Raw genomic sequence first — 24732 nt, 5'->3', positions numbered from 1 at the left:
CCGTGTCCGGGGCCGCCGCTCCGGCGAATCGATGCGTGATCGCTCTGGCCACCTGCGGTGACCGGCGGTAGCTTCCGTCCGAATGCCCTGGGAGCCCCGAGGAGTCACCATGCCCGAGCCCACGCCGATCCCCGTCGAACAACTGCAGTTCGCGATGCCGCCCGTCCACGAGTCGGTCGGCGAGGAACGCGTGCACCGCAAGGAGCGGCTGGCCGGGGCGCTGCGGCTGTTCGGTGAGTACGGGTACGAGGACGGGGTCTCCGGTCACCTCACCGCACGGGACCCGGAGTTCGCCGACTGCTTCTGGGTCAACCCGTTCGGCGCCCCCTTCGACGGGATGAGCCCGGAGGACCTGATCCTGGTCAACGGCGACGGGCAGGTCGTCGAGGGGCGCCACCACGTCAATCAGGCGGCGTTCGCCGTCCATGCCCAGGTGCACCGGGCGCGCCCGGACGTCGTCGCCGTCGCGCACACCCACTCCCTGCACGGCCGGGCACTGTCCACGCTCGGTGAGTTCATCGAGCCGATCACCCAGGAATCCTGCGCGTTCTACGAGGATCACGCGGTCTACCAGGCCTATACGGGGGTCTTGGTCGACGAGGACGAGGGACGCCGGATCGCGGCCGCGCTCGGCACCCGCAAGGCGATCATTCTGCGCAACCACGGACTGCTGACCGTCGGAGACTCGGTGGACGCGGCCGCCTGGTGGTTCCTGACCATGGAGCGTTCCTGCCAGGTGCAGCTGACCGCGCGGGCGGCCGGGAAGCCGGTGCTGATCGAGCACCGGGACGCCGTCGCCACCCGCGAACAGCTCGGCAGCGACCTGGTGGCCTGGATCAATTACCAGCCGCTGTGGAAGCGGATTGCTCGAACGTTCTGACGATCTGCGCGTCCGGGCCGCCCCGATGCGGTACCTGCCCGTCCCGTACGGCACAATTCGCAGCAATCAGTGGTCAGTTGGCAGTACTGGGGCGGGAAAGGGCGGCGTTCTCCGTGGCGTTGGACGAGGCACGACAAGGCGCGCACGGCGGTGGCTGTACGTGCGGCGACTGTCCGCACGGGGCGCGCGAGGGACACCGGCGCGCGGTGGCAGCCTTCCTGGCCAAACGGGACGGACTCGCCGCGGGCCAGGGACTGCCGACCGGCGTCGCCCAGTCCGCGTCCGCGACCCGTCAGTGGGTATCCGACGAGCTGACCGAGTCGGCCCGCACGGTCGCCGAACGCAGCCGGGAGGCGGGCGACGCCTGGCTCCACCGGGTCTGGCAGCGCACCCTGGCCGTCGTCTGGGGGAGCGTCGCCGTGCTCGTCATCGGCGAGGCGGTCACCGCGATCGGCGCGGGCTGGTCGACCGCCCGCACCGCCGGTCTGCTCGCCGGGCTCGTCACCGCGGCACTGCTGACCGGCGCCGCTCGCTTCCACCGGGCCCGCGGCGGCGTCCTCGCACCCCTGGTCGGCGAGGACAACCGGCTCTCCACCTCCCGCGCGGTCGCCGTCGCCTGGGTGCTGCTCACCGTCTTCTCCGTACTCGTTCTCGCGCTGCAGCTGGCAGGTGCCTCCGGCCACGCGGAGCGCGACGCGCTGATCGACGGTCTGGAGCCGGCGCGTGGCGCCGGGGTGCTGACCGCGCTGGCGCTGGTGTGTGCCGTCGCCGTGCTCGTACGCCGGGTGGTGACCGTACGCGTCCTCACGCAGCGCCTGCAGAAACTGCGGGCGGACCGGCCGCGCGCCGCCGATCTGCTCACCGACGACTCCGGGCGCGGCAGTTTCACGGATGTGCAGTACGTGCTGGTGAGCGCCGTGGCCGTCCTCTTCGCCGCGGTTCGGCTGGCCCGTCGGCCCGAGCAACTCCCCGATCTGCCCTGGGGGCTGGCCCTGCTGGTGGCGGTCTCCACGGCGACGTACTTCGCGGGGAAGTACGCGGAGGGCGGGCGCCCGGTCGTGCTGTCCGTCGTACGGGCCCGGGAGGCCGGTGACCTGGACGCACCGATCCGTACCGGCGACGACATCGAGATCCGCGGCGCGGGCTTCGTGCCGCCCGGCGCCGGGGCCCCGGACCGGCTGGCCCGCATGGTGGTCCGGATCGGCCGGGTCCATGTCCATGTCCCGCTGATCCCGGTCACGGGAGGCTTCGCCAACCCGACCGACACCGTGCTCACCGTGCCGGTCCCGGTGGAGGTGGAACCCGGGCGGGTGGACATCCAGGTCGTGACAGCCGCCGGGGTGGAGACGAACCAGGTCGAGATCGACGTCACGGACTGAGATCCGCTCGACCGTCTTTCCCTCCGGCCGCCACTCGGGTCCGATCGAACCGGATCGAACCGCAGGGCAGGTGAGCAGCCCGTTCGCCGCGTACGTATGGTCTGGTGACGGGTCGACGGAAGGGCGGGGTCCTTATGCATGGGTATGGCGCGAATTCGCGAGGTCTGGGCGAGGCGAGAAGCATCCGGGAGCTGGCTCGGGAGCATGCCCTGCTGCCGCTGCGGATCTTTCTCGGTGTCACCTTCCTCTATGCCGGACTCGACAAGCTGACGGACAGCGCCTTCTTCCGCACCACCGGCCCCGGCTCCATCGGCGAGACGATGCACGCGGTGCGCGACTCGGCCGCGATCCCGGCCCTCGTCGACCTCGCGTTGAAGAGCCCGGGAGCCTTCGGGTACGCCATCGCCTTCGCTGAGATCGCCGTCGGGATCGGCACCCTGATCGGGCTGTGGGCCCGGCTCGCCGCGATCGGCGGGGCGCTGATCTCGCTGAGCCTGTGGCTGACGGTGAGCTGGCAGGTCAAGCCGTACTACTTCGGCAACGACCTGGCCTACCTCATGGCCTGGCTGCCGCTGGTGCTCGGCGGCGCCGCTTCGTTCTCCGTGGACGCCCTCCTCGCGTCGCGACGGCGACGCATACGGTAGCTGACCCACGTCGTGGTCGCGGCGAGCCAGAGGCCGCCGAAGAACACCGGGAAGAAGAAGACCCAGGGGGCGTCCCAGGTGCCCGCCGCGTCCGCCGCGTAACCGGCGGCGAGGGCGAGCATCGCGATGCCCGCGACCGCCCGACCCGGCCGGATCTCATGACGCAGCACGAATGACCTCCACCTGTCCGATACCGACTTCCAGATCCAGCTCGACCGTGCCCGCCGGTGTGACGCCCGCGGGCGGGGCGATCATGCGGTGTTCCTTCGGCGACGGGCTGATGTCCACATCGCCCGGCGGATCGCCCGGCAGCCGGATGTCGCCGATCCCGGCGTCCGCCCGCACCCGGAGCGTCACCGCCTTCGGTACGACGACGACCGCCCGGCCCGCGCCGACCCCCAGCCGCGTCCGGACCGTGTCACCCTTCGGGACCGGCACCTTCGACAGGTCGAGCGTGCCGACACCGGTGCCGAGCTCGTACCGCGGCTGGACCGCGGCGACCGATGCCGGGCGCCATTCCTCCCGTACCCAATGGGTGCTGATGTCCTTCGGCAGCGCGGCCGCGCCCGCCAGCAGCGCCGCCGTGATCATGGCCAGCAGGACGGTGCCGAACCCGGTCCTGCCGAGGAAGGCGCTGACCACCATCCCCGCACCGAACACGGCGAGCGCTGCGGCCAGGCCGAACTGCAGGCTCGTACCGAACGGATGCGTGTGCCAGCTCAGCCCCGTGCCCAGACCGCCCGCGATCAGTGCGAGGAGGAAGACCAGGCCGCCGATCGAGCGTGGTCCCCGGTTGGCCCGGACCGGCTCGGGTGCGCGGTACGGGGTGTCCGCCGCCCTGCGCGGACGTACCGGCGGACTGTCGGCCACCGCACCCGCCGGGCCCCACAGATACCCCGGTCCCACCGGCCCCGAGGTGCCGTCCTTGATGATCGGATCCCGCCACCAGGACGGGCTGCCCGGTGACGGTGGTGCTTTCACCTCCGGTGGGGCGTCCGCCACCGCCTGCGCGGCCGTCGGGTGCAGCGGGTCCTCGGGCGCGGCGGTCCTGCGGGTTTGCGTCCATACGCTGAAGCCGACGACCGCGAGCGTCAGCATCGCGGAGAACGCCAGCGTGCCCCCGTTGCCCAGCATGGACAGGAAGAGCCCGCAGCCGACGAGCGCGAACAGCACCGCGACCAGCGACGCCCCCTCGACCCGGCCGGACAGCAGCCTGCGCGCCTCGTTCTCCTCCTCGCCCTCCAGCGGGAGCAGCAGCCAGGCGAAGCCGTAGAAGATCAGGCCGACGCCACCGGTCACCGACAGCACACCGATCACGATCCGGAAGATCACCGGGTCAACGTCGCAGTACCGGCCGAGTCCGCCGCACACCCCGGCCACCACCTTCTGCCGCGAGCTGCGCTGCAGCTGCGGTCTCGGGGCGGGCGGCGGTGCGACGCCGGGCGCGGCGTCCTGGGGAACGGTCATGGCTCCATGGTGACGGGCGGCAAGCGCCGACGGGACCCGCACCGACCCTGGCCGATCCCTGATATTGGTTCCCCCGGACCCTGAAGGGCGCCGTCGCGGGGGGTACAGCGGGTGCGACCGGCCCGTCTCAGGGTCGAAGTGGGGGCAGACCCTGATACCGCCGCTCACCCGTCCATGTGACGATCGTGGCATGCCGACCGCCTCACCCCGAGCCGCAAGCTCCCTCAGCGCCGACCCGGAGGAGCCACCGCTGCGTAAGCTGTACCGCAGTGCCGACGGACGGCTGCTCGGCGGCGTCGCACGCGGTCTCGCCGGACATCTCGGGCTGCCCGTCGCCTGGGTGCGGTTCGTCTTCCTCGGACTGTTCTTCGCGGACGGCCTCGGGGCTCTGCTCTACGCCGTGTTCTGGATCGTCGTCCCCCTCGGCGTCGGCGGCGTCGACGCGCCGCGCTCCGTCTTCGAGACGGCCCCCGACGGCCGGCGCAGGCTCCGCAAGCCCGACAAGGGGCAGGTGTTCGCCCTCCTCGCGCTCCTCATCGGCGCCGTGATCTTCGTCGGCAACGTCGACATGGGCAGCAAGGCCGACCGTTACATCTGGCCGACGCTGCTGATCGGCGCGGGCTCCGTCCTGGTGTGGCGGCAGGCCGACAACGCCCGCCGGGCCCGCTGGATGGAGGTCGGCCGCCGCCGCCGGGTGCTGCATCTGGCCCGGGCGCTGGCCGGGGTCGCCCTGGTCGGCCTGGGACTCGCCGTCTTCATGGTGGTACGCGGCTCCGCGGCCCAGCTCGGCAATGTGCTGACCGCGGCGATCGCCGTCCTCACCGGCATCGCGCTGCTGGCGGGTCCCTATCTCGTCCGCATGACCCAGGACCTGTCCGAGGAACGCCTGATGCGCATCAGGGCCCAGGAACGCGCGGAGGTCGCGGCTCACGTCCACGATTCCGTGCTGCACACCCTCACCCTGATCCAGCGCAACGCGGACGACGGCAGCGAGGTCCGCAGACTGGCCCGCGCCCAGGAACGCGAGCTGCGCAACTGGCTGTACAACCCCGAGGGCACTGGCAAGGACGATGGCGACGAACCGGAGACCCTCGCCGAAGCGGTCAAACGCGCCGCCGCCGAGGTCGAGGACAAGCACGGCGTCCCGCTGGAGGTCGTCGTCGTCGGCGACTGCCCGCTCGACGAGAAGCTCGCCGCGCAGATGCAGGCCGCACGCGAGGCGATGGTCAATGCCGCGAAGTACGGTGGCGAGGGCGGCGCCGTGCAGGTCTACGCGGAGGTCGAGGGCCGCACGGTCTTCGTCTCCGTACGGGACCGTGGTCCGGGATTCGATCCGGATTCCGTACCGGGGGACAGAATGGGCGTACGAGAATCAATCATCGGCCGGATGCAGCGCAACGGCGGTACGGCGCGGCTGCGTTCGGTGCCCGGCGGGGGCACGGAAGTCGAGCTGGAGATGGAGAGGGCGGGCGAATGACCGAGACCACCGAAGCGACCGGGGGCCCGGAGCGCCGGGTACGGGTCGTGCTCGTCGACGACCACCGGATGTTCCGCACCGGAGTCCAGGCCGAGATCGGCCGCACCGAGGAGACCGGTGTCGAGGTCGTCGGCGAGGCCGCCGACGTCGACCAGGCGGTCACCGTCATCACGGCGACCCGCCCCGAGGTCGTCCTCCTCGACGTGCACCTGCCGGGTGGTGGCGGCGTCGAGGTGCTGCGCCGCTGCGCCCCGCTGATGGGCGCGGTCGAGAATCCGGTGCGGTTCCTTGCGCTGTCCGTCTCGGACGCCGCCGAGGATGTCATCGGTGTCATCCGCGGCGGCGCTCGCGGCTACGTCACCAAGACGATCACCGGCAACGATCTGGTCGATTCGGTCTTCCGGGTGCAGGAGGGCGACGCGGTGTTCTCGCCCCGGCTGGCCGGCTTCGTCCTCGACGCGTTCGCCTCGACGGACGCGCCGCCTGTCGACGAGGACCTGGACCGGCTGACGCAGCGCGAGCGCGAGGTGCTGCGGCTGATCGCGCGCGGCTATGCGTACAAGGAGATCGCCAAGCAGCTGTTCATCTCGGTGAAGACGGTCGAGTCGCATGTCTCGGCGGTGCTGCGGAAGCTCCAGCTGTCGAACCGGCACGAGCTGACGCGGTGGGCGACGGCCCGACGGCTGGTCTGAGTCAGCTGTTCTCCCGTTCGGGGTCGATGGAGATGCCGAGTTTCTCGCCGACCCTTCGGTGGCCGATGCCCGCGTGGATCCGTTCCACAGCGGCGTCGGCGGGCTCCAGCCTGTCCGGGATCGCGTGATTGGCGTACTTCAGTACTCAGGACCGCGAACTGCGGAGCGGGGGAGCCTATGCGACTCGGGTCGCTCCCGCGAAGGGCATGTTGTCGATCGGCGCGATGCGGACCGGCGCTCCGGGGTGCGGTGCGTGGATCATCTGTCCGTCGCCGATGTAGAGACCGACATGGCTGACCCCGGAGTAGAAGAACACCAGGTCACCAGGGACGAGTTCGGAGCGGGGGATGTGCCGGCCGGCGTTGATCTGGGTGTACGTGGTGCGGGGGAGTGAGACGCCGGCGGAACGCCAGGCGGCCTGGGTCAGCCCGGAGCAGTCGAACGAGGACGGTCCGGTGGCGCCCCAGACATACGGCTTGCCGAGCGCCCCGTAGGCGAACGCGACGGCCTCCGCGGCGCGGGCGTTGGGAGCCTGGGTGGCGCCTAAGCGCGGGGCGCCGCGATCCGCGCGGGCGGCGGCGCGGGCGGCGTCCGCGCGTTCGAACTCGGCGCGCTCCGCGGGTGAGAGGGTGTCGAGGAGCTTCTGGGCGTCGGCCAGTCTGGCCCTGACCGTCGTCCGGTGCTTCTTCAGGTCCGCCCGGCGAGCGGTGAGGGCCGCCAGCTCGTCCTTCGCCTCCGTGCGCAGCTGGGCGATCTCGGTGACCTGCCGCTGCACGTTGGAGACCTCGGCCGCCTGACGGTCGGCGGCCCACTCCACGTACGAGGCCCGTTGCAGATACTGGTCGGGGTCCGAGGACAGCGCCAGCTGCACGGCGGGGTCGAGGCCGCCGGTGCGGTACTCCGCGGCGGCGAGCGAACCGAGTGCGTCGCGGGAGGCATTGAGGCGTTCGGTCCTGCGGGCGGCCTCGTCGCGCAGTGCGTTCAGGGACTTGGCGGCGGCGGTCGCCTCCTCCTTCGCGCCGTTGTACTGCTCGGTGGCGACCTCGGCGTCGTGGTACAGCCGGTCCACCGCGGCCTTGATCCGGGTGGGGGTGGGCTGTGGTTCGGCGTGCGCGGAGCCCGGCAGGACGGCGGCGGTCGCGGCCCCGGCGAAGGCGAGTGTGGCTGCGGTGCGGGCGGCGGAGCCGGTGTGCGGGCGCTGCCTGGGTTTCCGATGCGCTGCCAAGGGGGCGGGGCTCCTTGCGTCGACTGCCCGTCGGGGGCTACCGGCGGGCCGCTGAGGTCCGGCGGCGGGACGCCAACAGGGGGAGCGGCCCGCCGCCGGATTTCTCGGCGAGGTGACCGGGCTGCCGTCCGGGTGCGGAGCGGTGGTGAAGCCGGCCACCTGGACAGGGACGCTAAGCCCGGGGCGCGAGGAAGAGTCACAATGACGGCTATTGCCCGAATTTGGCAATGTATTGTCGCCGAGTGACTGGAAAATTCCATCAGAGTCAGGCAATTGGTGCAGATGCGAGGGAAATGCCGAGGAGCCCCCACCTCGCCGAAGAGGGGTGATATGGCCCCGGCTAGGCTGCGGCCTCATGGACGTACTCATCAATGTCTTCGTCGCACTGCACATCATCGGCATCGCCGCCCTCCTGGGCGGCTTCCTGACCCAGATGAAGGCGATGGGCGCGGGCACGGCACGCTTCGTCCCGGCGATGCTGCACGGCGCGCTGACCATGCTGGTCACCGGTGTCGCGCTGGTCGGGCTCAACCAGGCCGACGACCACCCGGTCAACAACATCAAGATCGGCGTGAAGCTGGCGGTCCTGGTGGTGATCCTCGCGCTGGTCTACATCAAGCGGGACGAGGAGAAGGTCGAGAAGGGCGTGTTCGCGGCGGTCGGCGGGCTGACGGTCGCCAACATCTTCATCGCGACACTCTGGACCTGAGCCGGACCCATCCGCATGAGGAGTGAGCCCCTGCCGGACCCGGCAGGGGCTCCTCTTGTGCGGGCCCGGTGTTACGCCGGGCGCACGCTGCCGTAGATCGGCATGTAGTAGATCGACTCCTCGCGGACGTTCGCCCCCGGCTTCGGGGCGTGGATCATCATGCCGTCGCCCTTGTAGATACCGACGTGGCTGATGTCGTCGTAGAAGAAGACGAGGTCGCCCGGCTGCAGGTCGGCCGTGGCTATCCGGGTGCCGATCTTCACCTGGTCCCAGGTGGTGCGGGGGATGTCGACGCCCGCCGCCTTCCAGGCGGCCTGGGTCAGCCCCGAGCAGTCGTACGAGGAGGGGCCCGTCGCTCCCCAGACGTACGGCTTGCCGATCTGGGCGCGGGCGAAGGCGAGAACCTTCTCGGCCTTCGTGGTGGCGCTGGTGTCCGAGCCGGTCCCGGTCCCGGTCCCGGTGCTCGTCCCCGTGCCGCCGGTGGAGCCGGCCTGCTTCGCCGCCTCCTCGGCCTTGCGGTCCGCCTCGGCCTTGGCGGCGGCCTGCCGACGGGCGAGTTCCTCCGCCTTGCGCTTGGCCTCCGCCTCCTTCTCGCGCTCCAGTGCCGCCAGCCGCGCCTTCTCCTCGGCCGTCAGCTCCGACAGCATCGCGCGCGCCTCGCCCAGCTTCTTCTGGACGGATTGCTTGCTGGTCCGGAGCGTGGCCTGGGACTCGGTGAGCGTCTCCAGGCTCTTCGTCGCCTCGGTGCGCTTCTTCGCCGCCGCTGCCTGCTGCGTACGGAAGTCCGTGACCGCCTTCTGCTGCTGGGCGGTCATCCGGTTCATCAGCTGGTTCTGGTCGAAGTACGACTGCGGGTCGTCGGCCAGGAAGAAGGTGGCGGTCGGGGCGATGGAACCGGTGCGGTACTGCGCGGCCGCGTAGTTGCCGAGCGTTCTGCGCGCCTCGTTCAGCTTGTCGGCGCGCTCGGCCACGTCCTCCAGCAGGGCGTCGACCTTGCCGCGCTGCATGGCGGAGGCCTCCTTCGCCTTGTTGTACTGCTGGGTCGCGGTACCCGCCTGCCGGTAGAGGTCGTCGACCTTCTTCTGTACGTCCTCGATGCTGGGCTTGGGCGCGCTCGGGGCGGCCGTGGCGCTCTGGGTCGACAGCAGGGTCACCCCTGCCAGTGCGGCCGTCGTGAGCCCGACGGCCGGGGTGGTGGCGCGTACCCGGCTGCGCGGTTTGCGATGCGATGCCAAAGCCGGCATCTCCTTCCGTGGACCGCCTACCGGGTTAGCTGTCGGGTTCGGGCGGAACGGAAGGCTGCCCTACGGTCCGAGTGGGGATACAGACCGATTCACCCCGGTTTTGCATGTGGGTCCCCGGTTCCGAACTCCCCTGTGGGCAGCCCGGATTCGGCGGGGGAGCCCGCTCGGCGTGGTTCGCCTCAAGGGGGTACGGGCCACCCGACGGAGCACGCTAGCCAACTCGTGGTGCCGCTGTGAAGGTTGATGTTCGATATGTCTGATACGTTTTCGTGACCTTGATGAAGAGGGGCCGGAGGACGTGGTCCGGGCGCCGATTTCCTTACGGGACGTGGGCGGACGCTCTCCGTGCGTAGGCGTCCTCCGGCCGTGCTTCTCCATGCGGCCGCAGAGTGTCGGTGCGTCGTCCTAGACTCGTGAGGCGATGAGCAGCCTCTTTGACGACAGTTTCCTGGCCGGCCTCCAGCACTCGGAGGAAGAACCCCCGCCGCCCCCCGAGGACTCCGCACCCGAAGCGGTGCCGGAGGACCTCTTCGCGGGTGTCTTCGACGCGCCCCCGCCGCCCCGGGACGCGTACTACCGGGACGGCGCCCACCGCCCCGCCATCGACTCCGCCGCCCTGCTCGACGGGCTGAACACCGAGCAGCGCGCCGCGGTCGTGCACGCCGGATCGCCGCTGCTCATCGTCGCCGGCGCGGGCTCCGGCAAGACCCGGGTACTCACCCACCGGATCGCCCACCTGCTGGCCGAGCGGGGTGTGCACCCCGGCCAGATCCTGGCGATCACCTTCACCAACAAGGCCGCGGGCGAGATGAAGGAGCGCGTCGAGCAGCTCGTCGGACCGCGCGCCAACGCCATGTGGGTCATGACGTTCCACAGCGCGTGCGTGCGGATCCTGCGCCGCGAGTCGAAGCGGCTCGGCTTCACCTCGTCGTTCTCGATCTACGACGCGGCCGACTCCAAGCGGCTGATGGCCCTGGTCTGCCGCGATCTGGACCTCGACCCGAAGCGCTTCCCGCCGAAGTCGTTCACGGCCAAGGTCTCGAACCTGAAGAACGAGCTGATCGACGAGGAGACCTTCGCCGGCCAGGCCGCGGACGGCTTCGAGAAGACACTCGCCCAGGCGTACGCGATGTACCAGTCCCGGCTGCGCGAGGCCAACGCACTGGACTTCGACGACATCATCATGACGACGGTCCATCTGCTCCAGGCGTTCCCCGACGTCGCCGAGCACTACCGACGCCGCTTCCGGCACGTCCTCGTCGACGAGTACCAGGACACCAACCACGCGCAGTACACGCTCGTACGCGAGCTGGTCGGCCCGGCCGGAGAGACCGACGCCCCCGCCGAGCTCTGCGTCGTGGGTGACGCCGACCAGTCGATCTACGCCTTCCGCGGCGCGACGATCCGCAACATCCTCCAGTTCGAGGAGGACTACCCGAACGCGACGACGATCCTGCTGGAGCAGAACTACCGCTCCACGCAGACGATCCTCTCCGCCGCCAACGCGGTCATCGAGCGCAACGAGAGCCGCCGCCCCAAGAACCTCTGGACGAACGCGGGCGAGGGCGCCCGGATCACCGGCTATGTCGCGGACACCGAGCACGACGAGGCGCAGTTCGTCGCCGACGAGATCGACCGGCTGACCGACGCGGGCGACGCGAAAGCCGGCGACGTCGCGATCTTCTACCGGACGAACGCGCAGTCCCGCGTCTTCGAAGAGATCTTCATCCGCGTCGGCCTGCCCTACAAGGTCGTCGGCGGCGTGCGCTTCTACGAGCGCAAGGAGGTCCGGGACATCCTGGCCTACCTCCGGGTCCTCGCCAACCCCGAGGACACCGTCCCGCTGCGCCGCATCCTCAACGTGCCCAAGCGCGGTATCGGCGACCGCGCCGAGGCGATGATCGACGCACTGTCGCTGCGCGAGAAGATCACGTTCCCGCAGGCACTGCGCCGCGTCGACGAGGCGTACGGCATGGCGGCCCGCTCGGCCAACGCCGTCAAGCGGTTCAACACGCTGATGGAGGAACTGCGCACGATCGTCGAGTCCGGCGCGGGCCCCGCCGTGGTGCTGGAGGCGGTGCTGGAACGGACCGGCTATCTCGCCGAGCTCCAGGCGTCCACGGACCCGCAGGACGAGACGCGGATCGAGAACCTCCAGGAACTCGCCGCCGTCGCGCTCGAATTCGAGCAGGAGCGGGGGGAGTCCGCCGGGGAGGAAGGTGCGAGCACGGGCACGCTCGCCGAGTTCCTGGAGAAGGTCGCGCTCGTGGCCGACTCCGACCAGATCCCCGACGAGGACGAGGACGGCTCCGGCGTCATCACGCTGATGACGCTGCATACGGCCAAGGGGCTCGAATTCCCGGTGGTGTTCCTGACCGGCATGGAGGACGGCGTCTTCCCGCACATGCGCGCCCTGGGACAGGTCAAGGAGCTGGAGGAGGAGCGGCGCCTCGCGTACGTCGGCATCACCCGTGCCCGTGAGCGGCTCTACCTGACCCGGGCGGCCATGCGCAGTGCGTGGGGTCAGCCCTCGTACAACCCGCCGTCGCGGTTCCTGGAGGAGATCCCGGACCAGCATCTGGAGTGGAAGCGGACCGGGCCGATGGCGGCCCCGGCCGGACCGACGTCGGGGATCACGTCGTCGCTGTCCTCGTCGCGCGCCCGCTCGGGCCCCTCGGGCTTCGCGACCCGGCGTACCTCGGACAAGCCGACGGTGACGCTGGTGGTCGGGGACCGGGTCACGCACGACCAGTTCGGGCTCGGCACGGTGACGGCGGTCGAGGGGATCGGCGACCAGGCGAAGGCGACGGTCGACTTCGGGGACGAACGACCGAAGAAGCTGCTGCTGCGGTACGCGCCGGTGGAGAAGCTCTAGGGGGCCCGCTCCGGAGCCGACGGGGCGGGCGCGGGTGCCCGCCCCTGCCGACGGGTGGGGCCTGTGCCGTGTCGGGCTCTGCTGCTCAGGTCGGGTTGAGGCCGTGGCTGCGGAGCCAGGGCAGCGGGTCTATGGCCGCTCCGCCACCGGGCCGGACCTCGAAGTGCAGGTGCGGGCCGGTGGAGTTGCCGGAGTTCCCGGAGTACGCGATGACGTCACCGGCCTTGACCGGGCCCGAGCGGATCCTGGTGCTGCTGAGGTGGCAGTACCAGGTCTCGGTACCGTCGGCCGTGGTGACGATGGCCATGTTCCCGTAGGCGCTGTTCCACTGGGTGCGTACGGTGCCGTCGGTCGCGGCCATCACCGGAGTGCCGTACGAGACGGGGAAGTCGATGCCCGTGTGCACGGACATCCAGTTGACGCCCGCCTGGCCGTAGTAGGCGCTGAGGCCGTGCTGCTTGACCGGCAGGAGGAACTTGGGCCGCAGCGCCTCTTTCCGGGCGGCCTCCTCCTCGCGCTTCTTTTTCTCGGCGGCCTGCCGCTCCCTCAGGTCGATGCGCTCCTGGGTGCGGCTGGCGCGGTCGGCGAAGTTCTCGGCGTCGGCGCTGAGGTTGGCGAGCTGGGTGTCCAGCTTGTTGTTGGCGGCGACCGGTTTGATGCTGCCGGGGTCGGAGGCCGCCATCGACGTGGTGTCGTCCTTGGTGTCCTCGCCGCTACCGAGTCCGCCGACGGAGGCGGCGGCGATACCGGCGACGCTCATCACGCAGGCGGAGGGGACGGCCACGGTGAGGAGAGCGGAACGCTTGGCGGGGGTGCGACGCCGACCACGGCTGCCACCGCCGCCGCGGGTGACGGAACGGCTCGCAGGGCGGGGGATGTCGGCGGTGCGCTCCACCGCGTGGTCCGACCGGTCTGCCGCGTCGTCCGCATCGGCCTCGAGGTCCGGGTCCAGGTCCAGGTCGGCGACGCCGAACTCGGAGGTCGCGGTGATGTCCGTGGGCTCCGCGGTCGCGGCGGGCGGGTAGGGCTCGTACGGAGCGTAGGAACCCTGGTCCTCGTACACCTCGTGCGCGGCCTGTTCGGGTTCGTACGACTCGTGCGCGGTTTGCGCGGTTTGCTGTTCGTGCTCGGGCGTGGCGCCGGTGTTCCAGGCAGTGGCGTCGTACGCGCCGGTGTCGTAGGCGGTCGTCCCGGTCGTCGCCCACTGGCCGTTCTGGTGCCAGCCGTTGGTGTCCCACTGGCCCGACGCGTCTGGAGCGCCGCCCTGCGCGGGGACGCCCGTGGCTTCCGGCATCCAGGTCGCGGTGGTGTCGTACTGCTGCGGATGCTGGGCCCCGTACGCGGCATAGGGGTCGTACGCGGCGGTCTGATGCGCGCCGGTGTCCCACTGGGTGGAGTCGTACTGGCCGCTGTACCCGGCCTGTCCGGTGTCGTAGCCGCTGCTGTAACCGGTGGTGCCGTACGTGCCGTCGTGGCTGACCGGGAGGGAGCCGAAGAGCGGGTCACTGTCGAAGCTGCCCGTGGAGTGGCTGTCGTAACCGACATACCCGGCGTAGGGGTGCTGGTCGTTCACCAACTTCTCTCTCGCCTCGGCAGCAGGACCTGGGTCTGGGGTCCGGTGGGGGAATCCCAGGGGGAAAGCAGTGGCCGCGACTGTACCCGGCAGTACGTGACGGCGACAATCTTCCTCAGGTTCGGGGCCCGCAGGAAACGGGCAATCAACCGTCTTTCGGCGGACTGTGCACACAGCCTTGGCTCTATGTTCGAAACGCGTTCTATTTGCGAGCGCGCTCCGGGCGGCCATGGTGCCCGGGGGTATGCCCCCGGCACGGCGTGGCGGCCTTGTGCCCGTGAGGGACTCCGGTCCCTCAGGCGACCGAGGTGGCTCCCATGAGACCGGTGGCCGATTCCGGGGACTCCAGGGCCTGCCGGATCCCGGCGGCGACCGCCGGGTGGACCGGCAGTGCGAGGTGGCCGATCCCGGTGACGCGCACGTTCAGCGCATCAAGGTCCGGATGGTCGATGCAGGCCGCCTCGACCGGGACGATCACCTGGTCCAGCTCGCTCCAGAAGCTCACGAACCGGGTGCGGCAGCCGGGCGCGGGGCGGCGCAGCTCCTCGATCGGGGCGGAATCGCTGCGCATCTGGCGCACGATCGGGTGCGCACTGGCCACCGGGGCGACGGCGGTGCCGCCGTGCGGGGTGCCGAGTGTGACCAGGGTGTGGACCCGTCGGTCACCGCCGAGTCGCTGCACGTAATAACGGGCGATCAGGCCACCGAGGCTGTGGCCGACGACGTCGACCTCGTGGTGCCCGGTGCGGGTGCAGATCTCCTCGACATGCCGGCCGAGAAGTTCGGCGGCCGTGCGGATGTCACACGTCAGCGGTGAGTAGTTGAGGGACTCCAGATGGTGCCAGCCGTGCCGGGCGAGGGAGCGGCGCAGCAGGACGAAGACGGAGCGGTTGTCGATGAACCCGTGCAGGAGCACGACGGGCCGCCGCTCGGGGCTCTCGGTGGGCAGGGCCCGGGTTCCGGCCGGTGCGGTGGGCGGCTGTTCGGGCGGGGGCGCCGCGTCATGCCGCTCCCCGGTCATGCCCGAGGGGTAGAGGAGCACGTGCCCGACGAGCACGACCAGCTCCAGCGCGGTGGCTCTCAGCAGTGCCGATGACAGCCAGGTGCGACGCAGACACGGCTGGCGCAGCAGTAGCGGAAGAAAAGGCAGGACCTTCATGGCCGACCTCCTGCTTCGGCGCACGGGAGGCGGCTCAAGTCCCCGTATGCCCTCATGGGGTGCCGAGGCAGAGGCGCGGGTGGCTGGTCAAACCACCTGTCGACGAGCCGTACCACCGTGCCGTGCGGCTGGCGGCGCGGTTGGTACGGCGACCTCGTAGCGGCTCCCCTGGCCTCCGTGGCCCGCGCGGCAGGGATGCCGCGTGAATGCGGGAACGGGGCCCGGCGAACATGTCCCAGGTGTGATTTCCCCCTCCCGGCCCACCGCGAAACGGCGGGTTGCGGGATGCTGTCGATAACGTTCGTTCACATCCCCGGCCCTTTCCGGCACGGGAGACGCATGTGGAGGCAGTGATGGGTGTGACCGGTCCGATCCGTGTGGTGGTGGCCAAGCCGGGCCTCGACGGCCATGACCGCGGGGCGAAGGTGATCGCGCGGGCGCTGCGCGACGCCGGTATGGAGGTCATCTACACCGGGCTCCACCAGACGCCCGAGCAGATCGTCGACACCGCGATCCAGGAGGATGCCGACGCGATCGGCCTCTCGATCCTCTCCGGCGCGCACAACACGCTCTTCGCCAAGGTGATCGAGCTCCTGAAGGAGCGCGACGCGGAGGACATCAAGGTGTTCGGCGGCGGCATCATCCCGGAGGCGGACATCGCACCGCTGAAGGAGCAGGGCGTCGCGGCGATCTTCACCCCGGGGGCGACGACGGGCTCGATCGTCGACTGGGTGAACGCCAACGTCCGCCAGTCCGCAGACGCCTGACCGGGCGGGCCGGGGCGCTCGCCCGTCCGGTGCCCTGTGTCCTCAATCGCCCGCCCGGTGCGAGGCCGGGTCCGTCGAAGGGGTCCCCTTGCCCTGGGGACCACGGGGGATTGAGGACGCAGCGCGGCGCAGGCCGCGCAACCCGTCGCCGCCTCCGGCACCCCCTACGCCGCCTCCGGCAGCCCCTACGCCGCCTCCGGCAGCCCCTACGCCGCCTCCGGCAGCAGCTCCGCCTCCATCGCCGCGCGCAGCCGCAGGGTGGAGACCAGTCGCTGGAACGCCTCCGACCAGTAGCCGGCGGCTCCCGGCGACGCGCCCTCCGGCTCGTCCGGTGTCGTCGTGAGGACCTCCAGGCGGTCCGCCTCCGCCGGGTTCAGACAGCGCTCGGCGAGACCCATCACGCCGCTGAAGCTCCACGGATAGCTCCCCGCGTCGCGGGCGATGTCGAGCGCGTCGACGACCGATCTGCCCAGCGGCTCCGCCCATGGAACCGTGCAGACCCCCAGGAGCTGGAACGCCTCGGACAGCCCGTGCGCGGCAATGAAGTCGGCCACCCACGTGGCCCGTTCCGTACCGGGCAGTGTGGCGAGGAGCTTGGAGCGCTCGGCGAGCGACGCAGTGCCGGGGCCGTTCGACGGGGGTACGGAGGGGGCGCCCAGCAGCGCGCGGGCCCACTCCGGGGCCCGCTGCCGCACCGCTGCCCGGCACCACGCCGCGCGCAGTTCCTCACCCCAGCCGTCGGCGACGGGCAGCGCGACGATCTCCTGCGGCGTACGCCCGCCGAACCGCGCCGGCCAGGTGGACAGCGGGGTCGACTCCACCAACTGGCCCAGCCACCAGGACCGTTCGCCCCGGCCGGATGGCGGCACCGCGACCACGCCGTCGCGCTGCATCTCCCCATCGCATTCATGCGGCGCCTCCACGGCGATGGACGCGGAACTGGCCGTCAGGTCCGGGTTCACGCATGACGCCGCACGGGCCGCCATCCGTCCGGCCAGCGCCGACTCCGGCAGCGCGGACAGCAGCTCGGCGGCCGTCGCGCGGACATTGCGGCTGCGGTCGGAGAGCGCCTGCTCCAGGAACGGTTCGTCCGCACCGGACAGCCCGGTACGCAGCGAGTCCACGAACATCAGCCGGTCCTCGGCACGCTCCGTCGGCCACGTGCTGGTCAGCAGCGCGAGCGCGCTCCCCGGATCATGTGCGCGTACGGCCCCGAGCAGGGCGACGCGCTCGGCGAACAAGCCCTCCTCCCACAGCCGGCGCACCGCCTCCGGGTCCGTCACCTCGGGCCGCGGCGCGCCGCCGGACGAGCCGCGCAGCGCGAACTTCCAGTCAGGATTCAGCCGGGCCAGCCACAGCCCACGCGGCCCGGCGAACGCCAGGGCCTGCGGCCGCAGGTCGGTACGGGCGCGGGCCGCGTCCAGGAGGGCCGGGAGCAGCGCTGCCGGCGCCCGGTAGCCGTGCAGACCGGCTGTGGCCAGCCACTGCGGGATCAGCTCGGTGAGATCCGGCGCGGCACCGCGTCGGCCGCCCGCACCGCTCGGCGCCGACCGGTCGGCGAGCAGCTGGGCGAGTCTGCGCCGCGCGGCCGGCGGCAGGGGCGGCCGGGGGTCGGCGGGCGCCGTCCCCGGCCGCGCGGCCGCGGGTGCGGGCAGCAGTCCGGCTCTGTGCCGCACGGTGTGGAGCGCCGCCGCGTCCAGGAGCGCGACCGGCCCCCGATCGCCGCCCGCCGATGACGGCCGGCGATCGGTGCCGAGCAACGCCGAGGTGACGAGCTCTTCCCACGGGGTGGTTGTACTGGGCATCGGTCCTCCTCCAGGGGTCAGATGAGCGGTACGGTCTCGGCCGTACCGCCGTCGGAGCCATCGGCCCAGGCGGCGAGCGGGTCGAAGCCACGGTGGCCGCATTCGCCGAACACCGTGAGGGGCGCGCCGCCGGACAGCGCGACGAGCTTCCACAGGCCCGGCCGGGACAGCGCCGACGGGACGACGGGCAGGGCCGTACCGCCTGTGGCGTCCGCCAGTTGCCAGCCGTCGCCCGACGGCACCGGTATGACCTCGCGCAGGGTCACCGGCCAGGACTCCAGCCAGGGGTCGTCCCGCAGGGCGCGCCCGTACGAGGCGACCGCGCCCGCGGTCGTGGAGCCCCGAGGGGGAGTGCCGGACGGCACCGGCGCACCGAACTGCGCGCCCAGCTCGGCCCGTAGCTGCCCGGCCCCCTGATGCGGCGTGAGTTCGGCGTCGAGCGTGACGCCCACCGGCAGGGCCTGCGCCGGGGAGCGCCCGGCCGCTCCGAAGGACAGCAGCAGCGCGGTGCGGGCCGATTCCCTTCCGTACAGCCAGATCCGGCGCGTGACGATCTTGCCGTCCGGGGTGTCGTACTGGGCGAGGACCAGCCACCGGTCACGGACCGGGAGGCCGTCGGCGGGGGATGCCAGTCCCACCCGGGTACGGACCGTCGCGGCCAGCGGCTCCGGCAGCCGGTCGATGCCCAGCCACGCGGTGTCCAGCAGATGCAGCAGCGCGCACTCCTGGAGCAACCGCGCCGGCCAGCCGGCGCCGGACGCCGGGATCGCCCCCAACTCCCGGACCCTTCCCGCAAGTCCCGGCGCCTGCGCGTCGACCATGCGGGCCGCCGTCTCCTCCCACAGCCCGTACCCCGACTGGTCGGCCGCCGCCAGACCGCCGCGCAGCAGATCCATCAGCCGCTGCTCCAACTCCTGTGCACCGCCGGTGATCCGTCCGGCCCGCCGCTCGGCACGCCGCCGGGCGGCCTCCGGGTCGACCGGGCCGGCGGCCGATGCACCGCCCGCCGGCCCGCCCTTCTCCCCCTTGTCCTCCGCGCGCTTGCGACGGCCCGTCAGCCACTCGTCGGCCCAGTCCGGCACCTCGCCCGCGGGCAGAGCCGATGCGCCGGAAGCCCAGACCAGCAGCAGCCCCAGCGCGTGCTTGCACGGGAACTTCCGGCTGGGGCAACTGCACCTGTACGCGGGACCGGTCGTGTCGACCACGGTTTGATACGGCTTGCTTCCGCTGCCCTTGCACAGCCCCCACACCGCACCCGAACCGTCACAGCCGAAACCCGACCACGGTCCGGTCGAACCGAGCTTGCTCCCCGCCTTGCGTGATGCCTCGTCAGGAGCCAGGGCCAGGACCTGCTCCACCGTCCAGCGCGCCGCCGGAGCAGCGGTGCGCAAGGGTTCTCCCCCGTGAGATAGCAGCATGGGTACGACGGTAGAACGCGCCACTGACAATCACCCTGACCTGCCAATTCGTCGCCGCGCAAGCACCTTGACTTTACTCTCTCTTTGCGATTCGCTGCGAGGTGCCGACCTTTGAATCCGGGGGGATCGACCGATGAGTCACACCGTCCGCAGCATCCACAACGTCCGTAACGCCCGCACCATCCGGACTGCCGTCTCCGCAGCCGTCGTCCTCGGTCTCGCCGTGGGCCTCGGGGCCTGCTCCGAGTCCGTCGATCAGGTGGACAAGGCCGTGAACGAGACGTACGAAGTCACCTACGAGGTCACCGGTACGAGCGTCGACGAGATCCAGTTCCACGCGGGCGGGGGCAAGGCCATGGACCCGGAGATCGAGACGGTCAAGTCCCCGACCCTGCCGTGGCGGAAGACCGTCACGCTGCGAGGCATCATGCCGCCCGCGGTCATGCCGATCGCCCTGGACGAGACCGGGGCCGACGTCGCCTGCTCGATCACGCACGAGGGCAAGGTCATCAAGGAGGCCAAGGGCGAGGGACTCATCACCGCCGGCGGCTGCGTCGCGGTCTCGCCGGTGGCCGGCTGAACTCCCCGCCCGTAGCCGCTGAATCGGCCCTGACCTGCGGTCGGGGCCGATTGTCAGTGGCATGGTGCACGGTGGGAACCACATCAGGTCGACCGATCTGGAGGGGGATCCATGACCGTGTCCGAAACCACCGACGCCGTCGGCGTACAGGCCCTGCGACCGCATGCCGAGGACGCCTTCGCCCATGAGCTGAAGGCCCTTGCCGCAGCCGACGACCGCCCGCGGCCCGCCCGTTGGCAGCTGTCTCCGTGGGCCGTCGCCACCTACCTGCTCGGCGGCACCCTGCCCGACGGCACGGTGATCACACCCAAGTACGTCGGCCCGCGCCGCCTCGTCGAGGTCGCCGTGACCACACTCGCCACCGACCGGGCCCTGCTGCTCCTCGGTGTTCCCGGCACCGCCAAGACCTGGGTCTCCGAGCACCTCGCGGCCGCTGTCAGCGGCGACTCGACGCTGCTCGTCCAGGGCACGGCGGGCACACCCGAGGAAGCCGTCCGCTACGGGTGGAACTACGCGCAGTTGCTGGCGCACGGCCCCAGCCTCGACGCACTGGTGCCCAGCCCGCTGATGCGTGCCATGTCCGAGGGCATGACCGCGCGGATCGAGGAGCTCACCCGCATCCCCGCCGATGTGCAGGACTCGCTCATCACGATCCTGTCGGAGAAGACGCTCCCCGTTCCGGAGCTGGGGCAGGAGGTTCAGGCCGTCCGGGGATTCAACGTCATCGCGACGGCCAACGACCGCGACCGCGGGGTCAACGAGCTGTCCAGCGCCCTGCGCCGCCGGTTCAACACGGTCGTGCTGCCGCTGCCCGCCACGCCCGACGCCGAGGTCGACATCGTGTCCCGGCGCGTCGACCAGATGGGGCGCTCGCTCGACCTTCCGGCCGCACCCGACGGCATGGCCGAGATCCGACGGGTGGTCACGGTCTTCCGTGAACTGCGCGACGGCATCACGACGGACGGACGCACCAAGCTCAAGTCCCCGTCGGGCACGCTGTCCACGGCCGAGGCCATCTCCGTCGTCACCAACGGCCTGGCGCTCGCCGCCCACTTCGGCGACGGAGTGCTGCGCCCCGGCGATGTCGCGGCCGGCATCCTCGGCGCGGTCGTCCGGGACCCGGCGGCGGACCGGGTGGTCTGGCGGGAGTACCTGGAGACCGTGGTCCGGGAGCGGGACGGCTGGAAGGACTTCTACCGCGCCTGCCGCGAGGTATCCGCATGACCCGGGCCGCGCGTCCCGTCGGACCGCTGCTGCTGGGGGTGCGGCACCACGGGCCGGGCTCGGCCCGAGCCGTCCGTGCGGCGTTGGAGGCCGCCCGCCCGCAGGCGGTGCTCATCGAGGGGCCTCCCGAGGGTGACGCACTGCTGCCGCTGGCGGCCGACGAGCGGATGCGACCGCCGGTCGCGCTGCTCGCCCATGCCGTGGACGACCCGGGACAGGCGGCGTTCTGGCCCATGGCCGCCTTCTCGCCCGAGTGGGTCGCGATCCGCTGGGCGCTGGCGCACGACGTGCCGGTCCGCTTCATCGACCTGCCCGCGGCGAACTCCCTGGCCATGACAGAGGCAGCGGAACGCGGACAGGGCGGGGACGGGGGCGGCGGCGTAGCCGGGGAGCCTGCTCCGGGAGGCTCACCCGGGCATGCCCCGATCGACCCCATCGGCGTACTGGCCGAGACAGCGGGATACGACGACCCGGAGCGATGGTGGGAGGACGTCGTCGAACACCGCACCAAGGCCGGTGAGGCCGTCGACCCACGGGCACCGTTCGCCGCGCTCGCCGAGGCGATGACGGCCCTGCGCGATGTGTACGGGGACGGCGGGCATCCCCGGGACGCCGTCCGCGAGGCGTACATGCGCATCCAACTCCGCAAAGCGGTGAAGGAGTTCGGTGACGACATCGCGGTCGTCTGCGGTGCCTGGCATGTGCCCGCGCTCGGTACGAGGACCACACTCGCCGCCGACAGGGCCCTGCTCAAGAGGCTGCCCAAGCTCAAGGCCGAGCTGACCTGGGTGCCTTGGTCGCATCGGCGGCTCGCCCGGCACAACGGATACGGGGCGGGCATCGACTCGCCCGGCTGGTACGGACACCTCTTCGAGGCCGCCGACCGCCCGATCGAGCGGTGGATGACGAAGGTTGCCGGACTCCTGCGTGACGAGGACCGGTTCGTGTCGTCCGCCCATGTCATCGAGGCCGTCCGGCTCGCCGAGACCCTCGCCGCCATGCGCGGCCGCCCGCTGGCAGGGCTGAGCGAGACGACCGATGCGATCCGGGCCGTGATGTGCGAAGGCTCCGATGTGCCGCTCGCGCTCGTCCGGGACCGGCTGATCGTCGGCGAGACACTCGGCGAAGTGCCGGACACCGCCCCTGCCGTGCCCCTGCAGCGTGACCTCACCCGACAGCAGCGCACGCTCCGTCTCAAACCGGAAGCGCTGGAGCGGGAGGTGGAGCTCGACCTACGCAAGGACACCGACGCGGCCCGCAGCCGGCTGCTCCACCGGCTGCGGATCCTCGCCGTCGGCTGGGGCGAACCGGCCACCGGGCGGGGGAGCACCGGCACCTTCCGCGAGAGCTGGCGGCTGCGCTGGGAACCCGAGCTGTACGTACAGGTCGCGGAGGCCGGCACCTGGGGCACCACCGTGCTCTCCGCGGCGACGGCCAAGGCCGGGTCCCAGGCGGTCTCGGCGACCGCCCTCGCCGAGGTCACCGCGCTCGCCGAGCGCTGTCTCCTTGCCGAACTGCCCGAGGCACTGCCCGTGGTGATGCGGGCCCTCGCCGACCGCGCCGCGCTCGACGCGGACGTCGGCCACCTCGCCGACGCCCTGCCCGCCCTCGCCCGCACCTTGCGGTACGGGGATGTGCGGTCCACGGACACCGCGGCGCTCGGCGAGGTCGCGGCCGGGCTCGCCGAGCGGATCTGCGTCGGACTGCCGCCCGCCTGCACCGGGCTGGACGCCGACGGAGCCGCCGAACTGCGCCGCAAGGTGGACGGCGTCCACACCGCGATCGGGCTGCTCGCCGGAACCGTGCCGGCCGACGGACTCCGCGAGCGCTGGGCCGCCGTGCTGCACAAGCTGGCCGCCCGGGACACGGTCGCGGGCGTCATCCGGGGCCGTTCGACGCGGCTGCTCCTCGACGACGGGCGGCTCGAAGAGGACGACGCGGCACGGCTGATGGGCCTCGCCCTCTCGCCCGGCACACCCCCGGCCGACGCGGCGGCCTGGATCGAGGGGTTTGTCGGCGGGGCCGCCGGGGGCGGCATGCTCCTTGTCCACGACGAACGGCTGCTGGGCCTGGTCGACGCCTGGCTGGCCGGTGTCCCCGCCGACACGTTCACCGACGTGCTCCCGCTGCTGCGCCGCACCTTCTCGGCGTACGAAGCCGGCGTACGGCGCACGCTCGGCGAGCTCGTACGACGCGGTCCGGCCGCCGGGGCACCGGCCGCGACCGCCGCCGGGACGGCGGCACCCGGCTTCGGCCCGGGCCTCGACGAGGCGCGGGCGGACGCGGTGGTGCCGGTGCTGCGGCTGCTGCTGGGACTGGACGCCGAGGGCGCAGAGGGTGCCGAGAACGCCATGGAACCGCTGGGGGCAACAGGATGACGACGGTCGCGGAATCCGGCACGGACGCGGAGCGGCCGGGAGCCGCCGGGCGGGGTGCGGCGGACGACGAACGGCTCCGGCGGTGGCGCATGGTGCTGGGCGCGGACAGCGCCGAGTCCACCGGGTGCACCCTGACCGGACGGGACGCCGCGATGGACGGTGCGCTGAACGCGCTGTACGGCGGCGGGGGCAGGCCCGGCAGCCGCGGCGGGAGCGAGCGCTCGGCCGGACTCGGCGCCTCCGCCCCGTCCGTCGCCCGCTGGCTCGGCGACATCCGCACCTACTTCCCCAGCTCCGTCGTCCAGGTCATGCAGCGCGACGCGATCGACCGGCTCGGTCTCTCCGCGCTGCTGTTGGAGCCGGAGATGCTGGAGGCCGTCGAGGCGGATGTCCACCTGGTCGGAACACTGCTCTCGCTCAACAAGGCGATGCCCGAGACGACGAAGGAGACGGCAAGAGCCGTCGTACGCAAGGTGGTCGACGACCTGGAGAACCGGCTCGCCACCCGCACCCGGGCCACGCTGACCGGCGCGCTCGACCGCTCGGCGAAGATCAACCGCCCGCGTCACCACGACATCGACTGGGACCGCACCATCCGGGCCAACCTCAAGAACTACCTCCTGCTCCCCGGCGGGGCCGGGGCCGGCACGGTCGTCCCCGAGCGGCTCATCGGCTACGGACGCGCCGCGCACGCGGTGAAGAAGGACGTCATCCTCTGCATCGACCAGTCGGGGTCGATGGCCGCCTCCGTCGTCTACGCCTCCGTCTTCGGCGCGGTGCTCGCCTCCATGCGTACGTTGCGGACCAGGCTCGTCGTCTTCGACACGGCTGTCGTCGACCTCACCGAGCAGCTCGACGATCCCGTCGACGTCCTCTTCGGCACCCAGCTCGGCGGCGGCACGGACATCAACCGGGCGCTCGCCTACTGCCAGTCCCAGATCACCCGGCCCGCCGACACCGTCGTGGTCCTCATCAGCGACCTCTACGAAGGCGGCATCCGCGACGAAATGCTGAAGCGGGTGGCCGCGATGAAGGCGTCCGGCGTGCAGTTCGTGACGCTGCTCGCCCTGTCCGACGAGGGCGCGCCCGCCTACGACCGAGAGCACGCGGCGGCGCTCGGCGCGCTCGGAGCACCGGCATTCGCGTGCACCCCGGACCTCTTTCCGGAGGTGATGGCCGCGGCACTGGAGAAGAGGCCACTGCCCATACCGGACAAGGAGACCCATCAGTAACAAG

At 71.6% G+C, this 24732-nt stretch carries 19 protein-coding genes and 1 riboswitch; of the genes, 12 read left to right on the top strand and 7 right to left on the bottom strand.

Annotation, left to right across the window (positions count from 1 at the left end; all coding sequences use genetic code 11):
• Positions 1 to 109 precede the first annotated feature (109 nt).
• The 3 genes from OG395_RS23855 (at position 110) to OG395_RS23845 (ending at position 2903) form a co-directional block, all read left to right on the top strand.
• Complete coding sequence (locus OG395_RS23855) at positions 110 to 880, top strand: class II aldolase/adducin family protein (RefSeq protein ID WP_327244778.1); 771 nt, start codon at positions 110 to 112, stop codon at positions 878 to 880.
• 113 nt (positions 881 to 993) lie between these two features.
• Complete coding sequence (locus OG395_RS23850; RefSeq protein WP_327249439.1) at positions 994 to 2259, top strand: hypothetical protein; 1266 nt, start codon at positions 994 to 996, stop codon at positions 2257 to 2259.
• Between the two features lie 134 nt (positions 2260 to 2393).
• On the top strand, positions 2394 to 2903 hold the full coding sequence (locus tag OG395_RS23845; RefSeq protein ID WP_327244777.1) for a DoxX family protein: 510 nt from the start codon (positions 2394 to 2396) through the stop codon (positions 2901 to 2903).
• A gap of 156 nt (positions 2904 to 3059) precedes the next feature.
• Here the strand turns inward: OG395_RS23845 and OG395_RS23840 are convergent, their stop codons facing one another.
• A complete protein-coding gene (locus OG395_RS23840) occupies positions 3060 to 4370 on the bottom strand; it encodes a PspC domain-containing protein (protein ID WP_327244776.1) in 1311 nt (436 codons plus the stop codon).
• A gap of 190 nt (positions 4371 to 4560) precedes the next feature.
• On the opposite strand from OG395_RS23840, the gene OG395_RS23835 reads away from it, so the two are divergent.
• Together OG395_RS23835 and OG395_RS23830 are read left to right on the top strand one after the other, a co-directional pair.
• On the top strand, positions 4561 to 5847 hold the full coding sequence (locus tag OG395_RS23835; protein ID WP_327244775.1) for a PspC domain-containing protein: 1287 nt from the start codon (positions 4561 to 4563) through the stop codon (positions 5845 to 5847).
• The gene (locus tag OG395_RS23830) at positions 5844 to 6539 is read left to right on the top strand and encodes a response regulator transcription factor (protein ID WP_327244774.1); all 696 of its coding nucleotides are present in this window, start codon (positions 5844 to 5846) and stop codon (positions 6537 to 6539) included. Before OG395_RS23835 ends, OG395_RS23830 begins: the two co-directional genes overlap by 4 nt.
• Before the next feature lie 175 nt (positions 6540 to 6714).
• Here OG395_RS23830 and OG395_RS23825 read toward each other — a convergent pair whose 3' ends face one another.
• Positions 6715 to 7764, bottom strand: a complete 1050-nt coding sequence (locus tag OG395_RS23825) for a C40 family peptidase (RefSeq protein WP_327244773.1) — start codon at positions 7762 to 7764, stop codon at positions 6715 to 6717.
• A gap of 355 nt (positions 7765 to 8119) precedes the next feature.
• On the opposite strand from OG395_RS23825, the gene OG395_RS23820 reads away from it, so the two are divergent.
• Positions 8120 to 8473: a hypothetical protein gene (locus OG395_RS23820; RefSeq protein ID WP_266982443.1), complete on the top strand. Its 354-nt coding sequence runs from the start codon at positions 8120 to 8122 to the stop codon at positions 8471 to 8473.
• Positions 8474 to 8544: 71 nt separating this feature from the next.
• Here the strand turns inward: OG395_RS23820 and OG395_RS23815 are convergent, their stop codons facing one another.
• Positions 8545 to 9717: a C40 family peptidase gene (locus OG395_RS23815; protein WP_327244772.1), complete on the bottom strand. Its 1173-nt coding sequence runs from the start codon at positions 9715 to 9717 to the stop codon at positions 8545 to 8547.
• Positions 9716 to 9880: riboswitch (cyclic di-AMP (ydaO/yuaA leader) on the bottom strand. It overlaps the preceding gene by 2 nt.
• A gap of 258 nt (positions 9881 to 10138) precedes the next feature.
• On the opposite strand from OG395_RS23815, the gene pcrA reads away from it, so the two are divergent.
• Positions 10139 to 12592 (top strand): DNA helicase PcrA, encoded by a 2454-nt coding sequence (gene pcrA / locus OG395_RS23810; protein ID WP_327244771.1) that lies wholly within the window; start codon positions 10139 to 10141, stop codon positions 12590 to 12592.
• 85 nt (positions 12593 to 12677) lie between these two features.
• On the opposite strand, the gene OG395_RS23805 is transcribed toward pcrA, so the two are convergent.
• Positions 12678 to 14165: a M23 family metallopeptidase gene (locus OG395_RS23805; RefSeq protein WP_327244770.1), complete on the bottom strand. Its 1488-nt coding sequence runs from the start codon at positions 14163 to 14165 to the stop codon at positions 12678 to 12680.
• Positions 14166 to 14460: 295 nt separating this feature from the next.
• Positions 14461 to 15324, bottom strand: a complete 864-nt coding sequence (locus OG395_RS23800; protein WP_327244769.1) for an esterase/lipase family protein — start codon at positions 15322 to 15324, stop codon at positions 14461 to 14463.
• Positions 15325 to 15677: 353 nt separating this feature from the next.
• On the opposite strand from OG395_RS23800, the gene OG395_RS23795 reads away from it, so the two are divergent.
• On the top strand, positions 15678 to 16091 hold the full coding sequence (locus OG395_RS23795) for a cobalamin B12-binding domain-containing protein (protein ID WP_266982434.1): 414 nt from the start codon (positions 15678 to 15680) through the stop codon (positions 16089 to 16091).
• 206 nt (positions 16092 to 16297) lie between these two features.
• On the opposite strand, the gene OG395_RS23790 is transcribed toward OG395_RS23795, so the two are convergent.
• A complete protein-coding gene (locus tag OG395_RS23790) occupies positions 16298 to 17896 on the bottom strand; it encodes a DUF5691 domain-containing protein (RefSeq protein WP_327244768.1) in 1599 nt (532 codons plus the stop codon).
• 17 nt (positions 17897 to 17913) lie between these two features.
• Positions 17914 to 19314, bottom strand: coding sequence for an SWIM zinc finger family protein (locus OG395_RS23785; protein WP_327244767.1), 1401 nt, complete (start codon positions 19312 to 19314; stop codon positions 17914 to 17916).
• Between the two features lie 133 nt (positions 19315 to 19447).
• Here OG395_RS23785 and OG395_RS23780 point away from each other — a divergent pair, with 133 nt between their 5' ends.
• The 4 genes from OG395_RS23780 (at position 19448) to OG395_RS23765 (ending at position 24728) form a co-directional block, all read left to right on the top strand.
• Positions 19448 to 19894 carry a hypothetical protein gene (locus tag OG395_RS23780; RefSeq protein WP_327244766.1) on the top strand — a complete coding sequence of 149 codons (447 nt, stop codon included), beginning with the start codon at positions 19448 to 19450 and terminating at the stop codon, positions 19892 to 19894.
• Between the two features lie 111 nt (positions 19895 to 20005).
• Complete coding sequence (locus OG395_RS23775) at positions 20006 to 21118, top strand: ATP-binding protein (RefSeq protein ID WP_327244765.1); 1113 nt, start codon at positions 20006 to 20008, stop codon at positions 21116 to 21118.
• A complete protein-coding gene (locus OG395_RS23770; protein WP_327244764.1) occupies positions 21115 to 23496 on the top strand; it encodes a DUF5682 family protein in 2382 nt (793 codons plus the stop codon). The genes OG395_RS23775 and OG395_RS23770 overlap by 4 nt, the downstream gene beginning before the upstream one ends.
• A complete protein-coding gene (locus tag OG395_RS23765; protein WP_442818594.1) occupies positions 23493 to 24728 on the top strand; it encodes a VWA domain-containing protein in 1236 nt (411 codons plus the stop codon). The genes OG395_RS23770 and OG395_RS23765 overlap by 4 nt, the downstream gene beginning before the upstream one ends.
• Positions 24729 to 24732: the final 4 nt, after the last annotated feature.

Origin of the sequence: Streptomyces sp. NBC_01320, from assembly GCF_035974375.1 — a bacterium.
Lineage (GTDB): Bacteria > Actinomycetota > Actinomycetes > Streptomycetales > Streptomycetaceae > Streptomyces > Streptomyces yanii.
Note: the sequence above shows the minus strand (reverse complement) of the source record. Positions and strands in the feature narration are given on the sequence as shown.

Coding starts and splice junctions, on each gene's coding strand:
- OG395_RS23855 (WP_327244778.1), top strand. CDS start 110: ATGCCCGAGCCCACGCCGATCCCCGTCGAACAACTGCAGTTCGCGATG.
- OG395_RS23845 (WP_327244777.1), top strand. CDS start 2,394: ATGCATGGGTATGGCGCGAATTCGCGAGGTCTGGGCGAGGCGAGAAGC.
- OG395_RS23840 (WP_327244776.1), bottom strand. CDS start 4,370: ATGACCGTTCCCCAGGACGCCGCGCCCGGCGTCGCACCGCCGCCCGCC.
- OG395_RS23835 (WP_327244775.1), top strand. CDS start 4,561: ATGCCGACCGCCTCACCCCGAGCCGCAAGCTCCCTCAGCGCCGACCCG.
- OG395_RS23830 (WP_327244774.1), top strand. CDS start 5,844: ATGACCGAGACCACCGAAGCGACCGGGGGCCCGGAGCGCCGGGTACGG.
- OG395_RS23820 (WP_266982443.1), top strand. CDS start 8,120: ATGGACGTACTCATCAATGTCTTCGTCGCACTGCACATCATCGGCATC.
- OG395_RS23815 (WP_327244772.1), bottom strand. CDS start 9,717: ATGCCGGCTTTGGCATCGCATCGCAAACCGCGCAGCCGGGTACGCGCC.
- pcrA (WP_327244771.1), top strand. CDS start 10,139: ATGAGCAGCCTCTTTGACGACAGTTTCCTGGCCGGCCTCCAGCACTCG.
- OG395_RS23800 (WP_327244769.1), bottom strand. CDS start 15,324: ATGAAGGTCCTGCCTTTTCTTCCGCTACTGCTGCGCCAGCCGTGTCTG.
- OG395_RS23795 (WP_266982434.1), top strand. CDS start 15,678: ATGGGTGTGACCGGTCCGATCCGTGTGGTGGTGGCCAAGCCGGGCCTC.
- OG395_RS23790 (WP_327244768.1), bottom strand. CDS start 17,896: ATGCCCAGTACAACCACCCCGTGGGAAGAGCTCGTCACCTCGGCGTTG.
- OG395_RS23785 (WP_327244767.1), bottom strand. CDS start 19,314: ATGCTGCTATCTCACGGGGGAGAACCCTTGCGCACCGCTGCTCCGGCG.
- OG395_RS23780 (WP_327244766.1), top strand. CDS start 19,448: ATGAGTCACACCGTCCGCAGCATCCACAACGTCCGTAACGCCCGCACC.
- OG395_RS23775 (WP_327244765.1), top strand. CDS start 20,006: ATGACCGTGTCCGAAACCACCGACGCCGTCGGCGTACAGGCCCTGCGA.
- OG395_RS23770 (WP_327244764.1), top strand. CDS start 21,115: ATGACCCGGGCCGCGCGTCCCGTCGGACCGCTGCTGCTGGGGGTGCGG.
- OG395_RS23765 (WP_442818594.1), top strand. CDS start 23,493: ATGACGACGGTCGCGGAATCCGGCACGGACGCGGAGCGGCCGGGAGCC.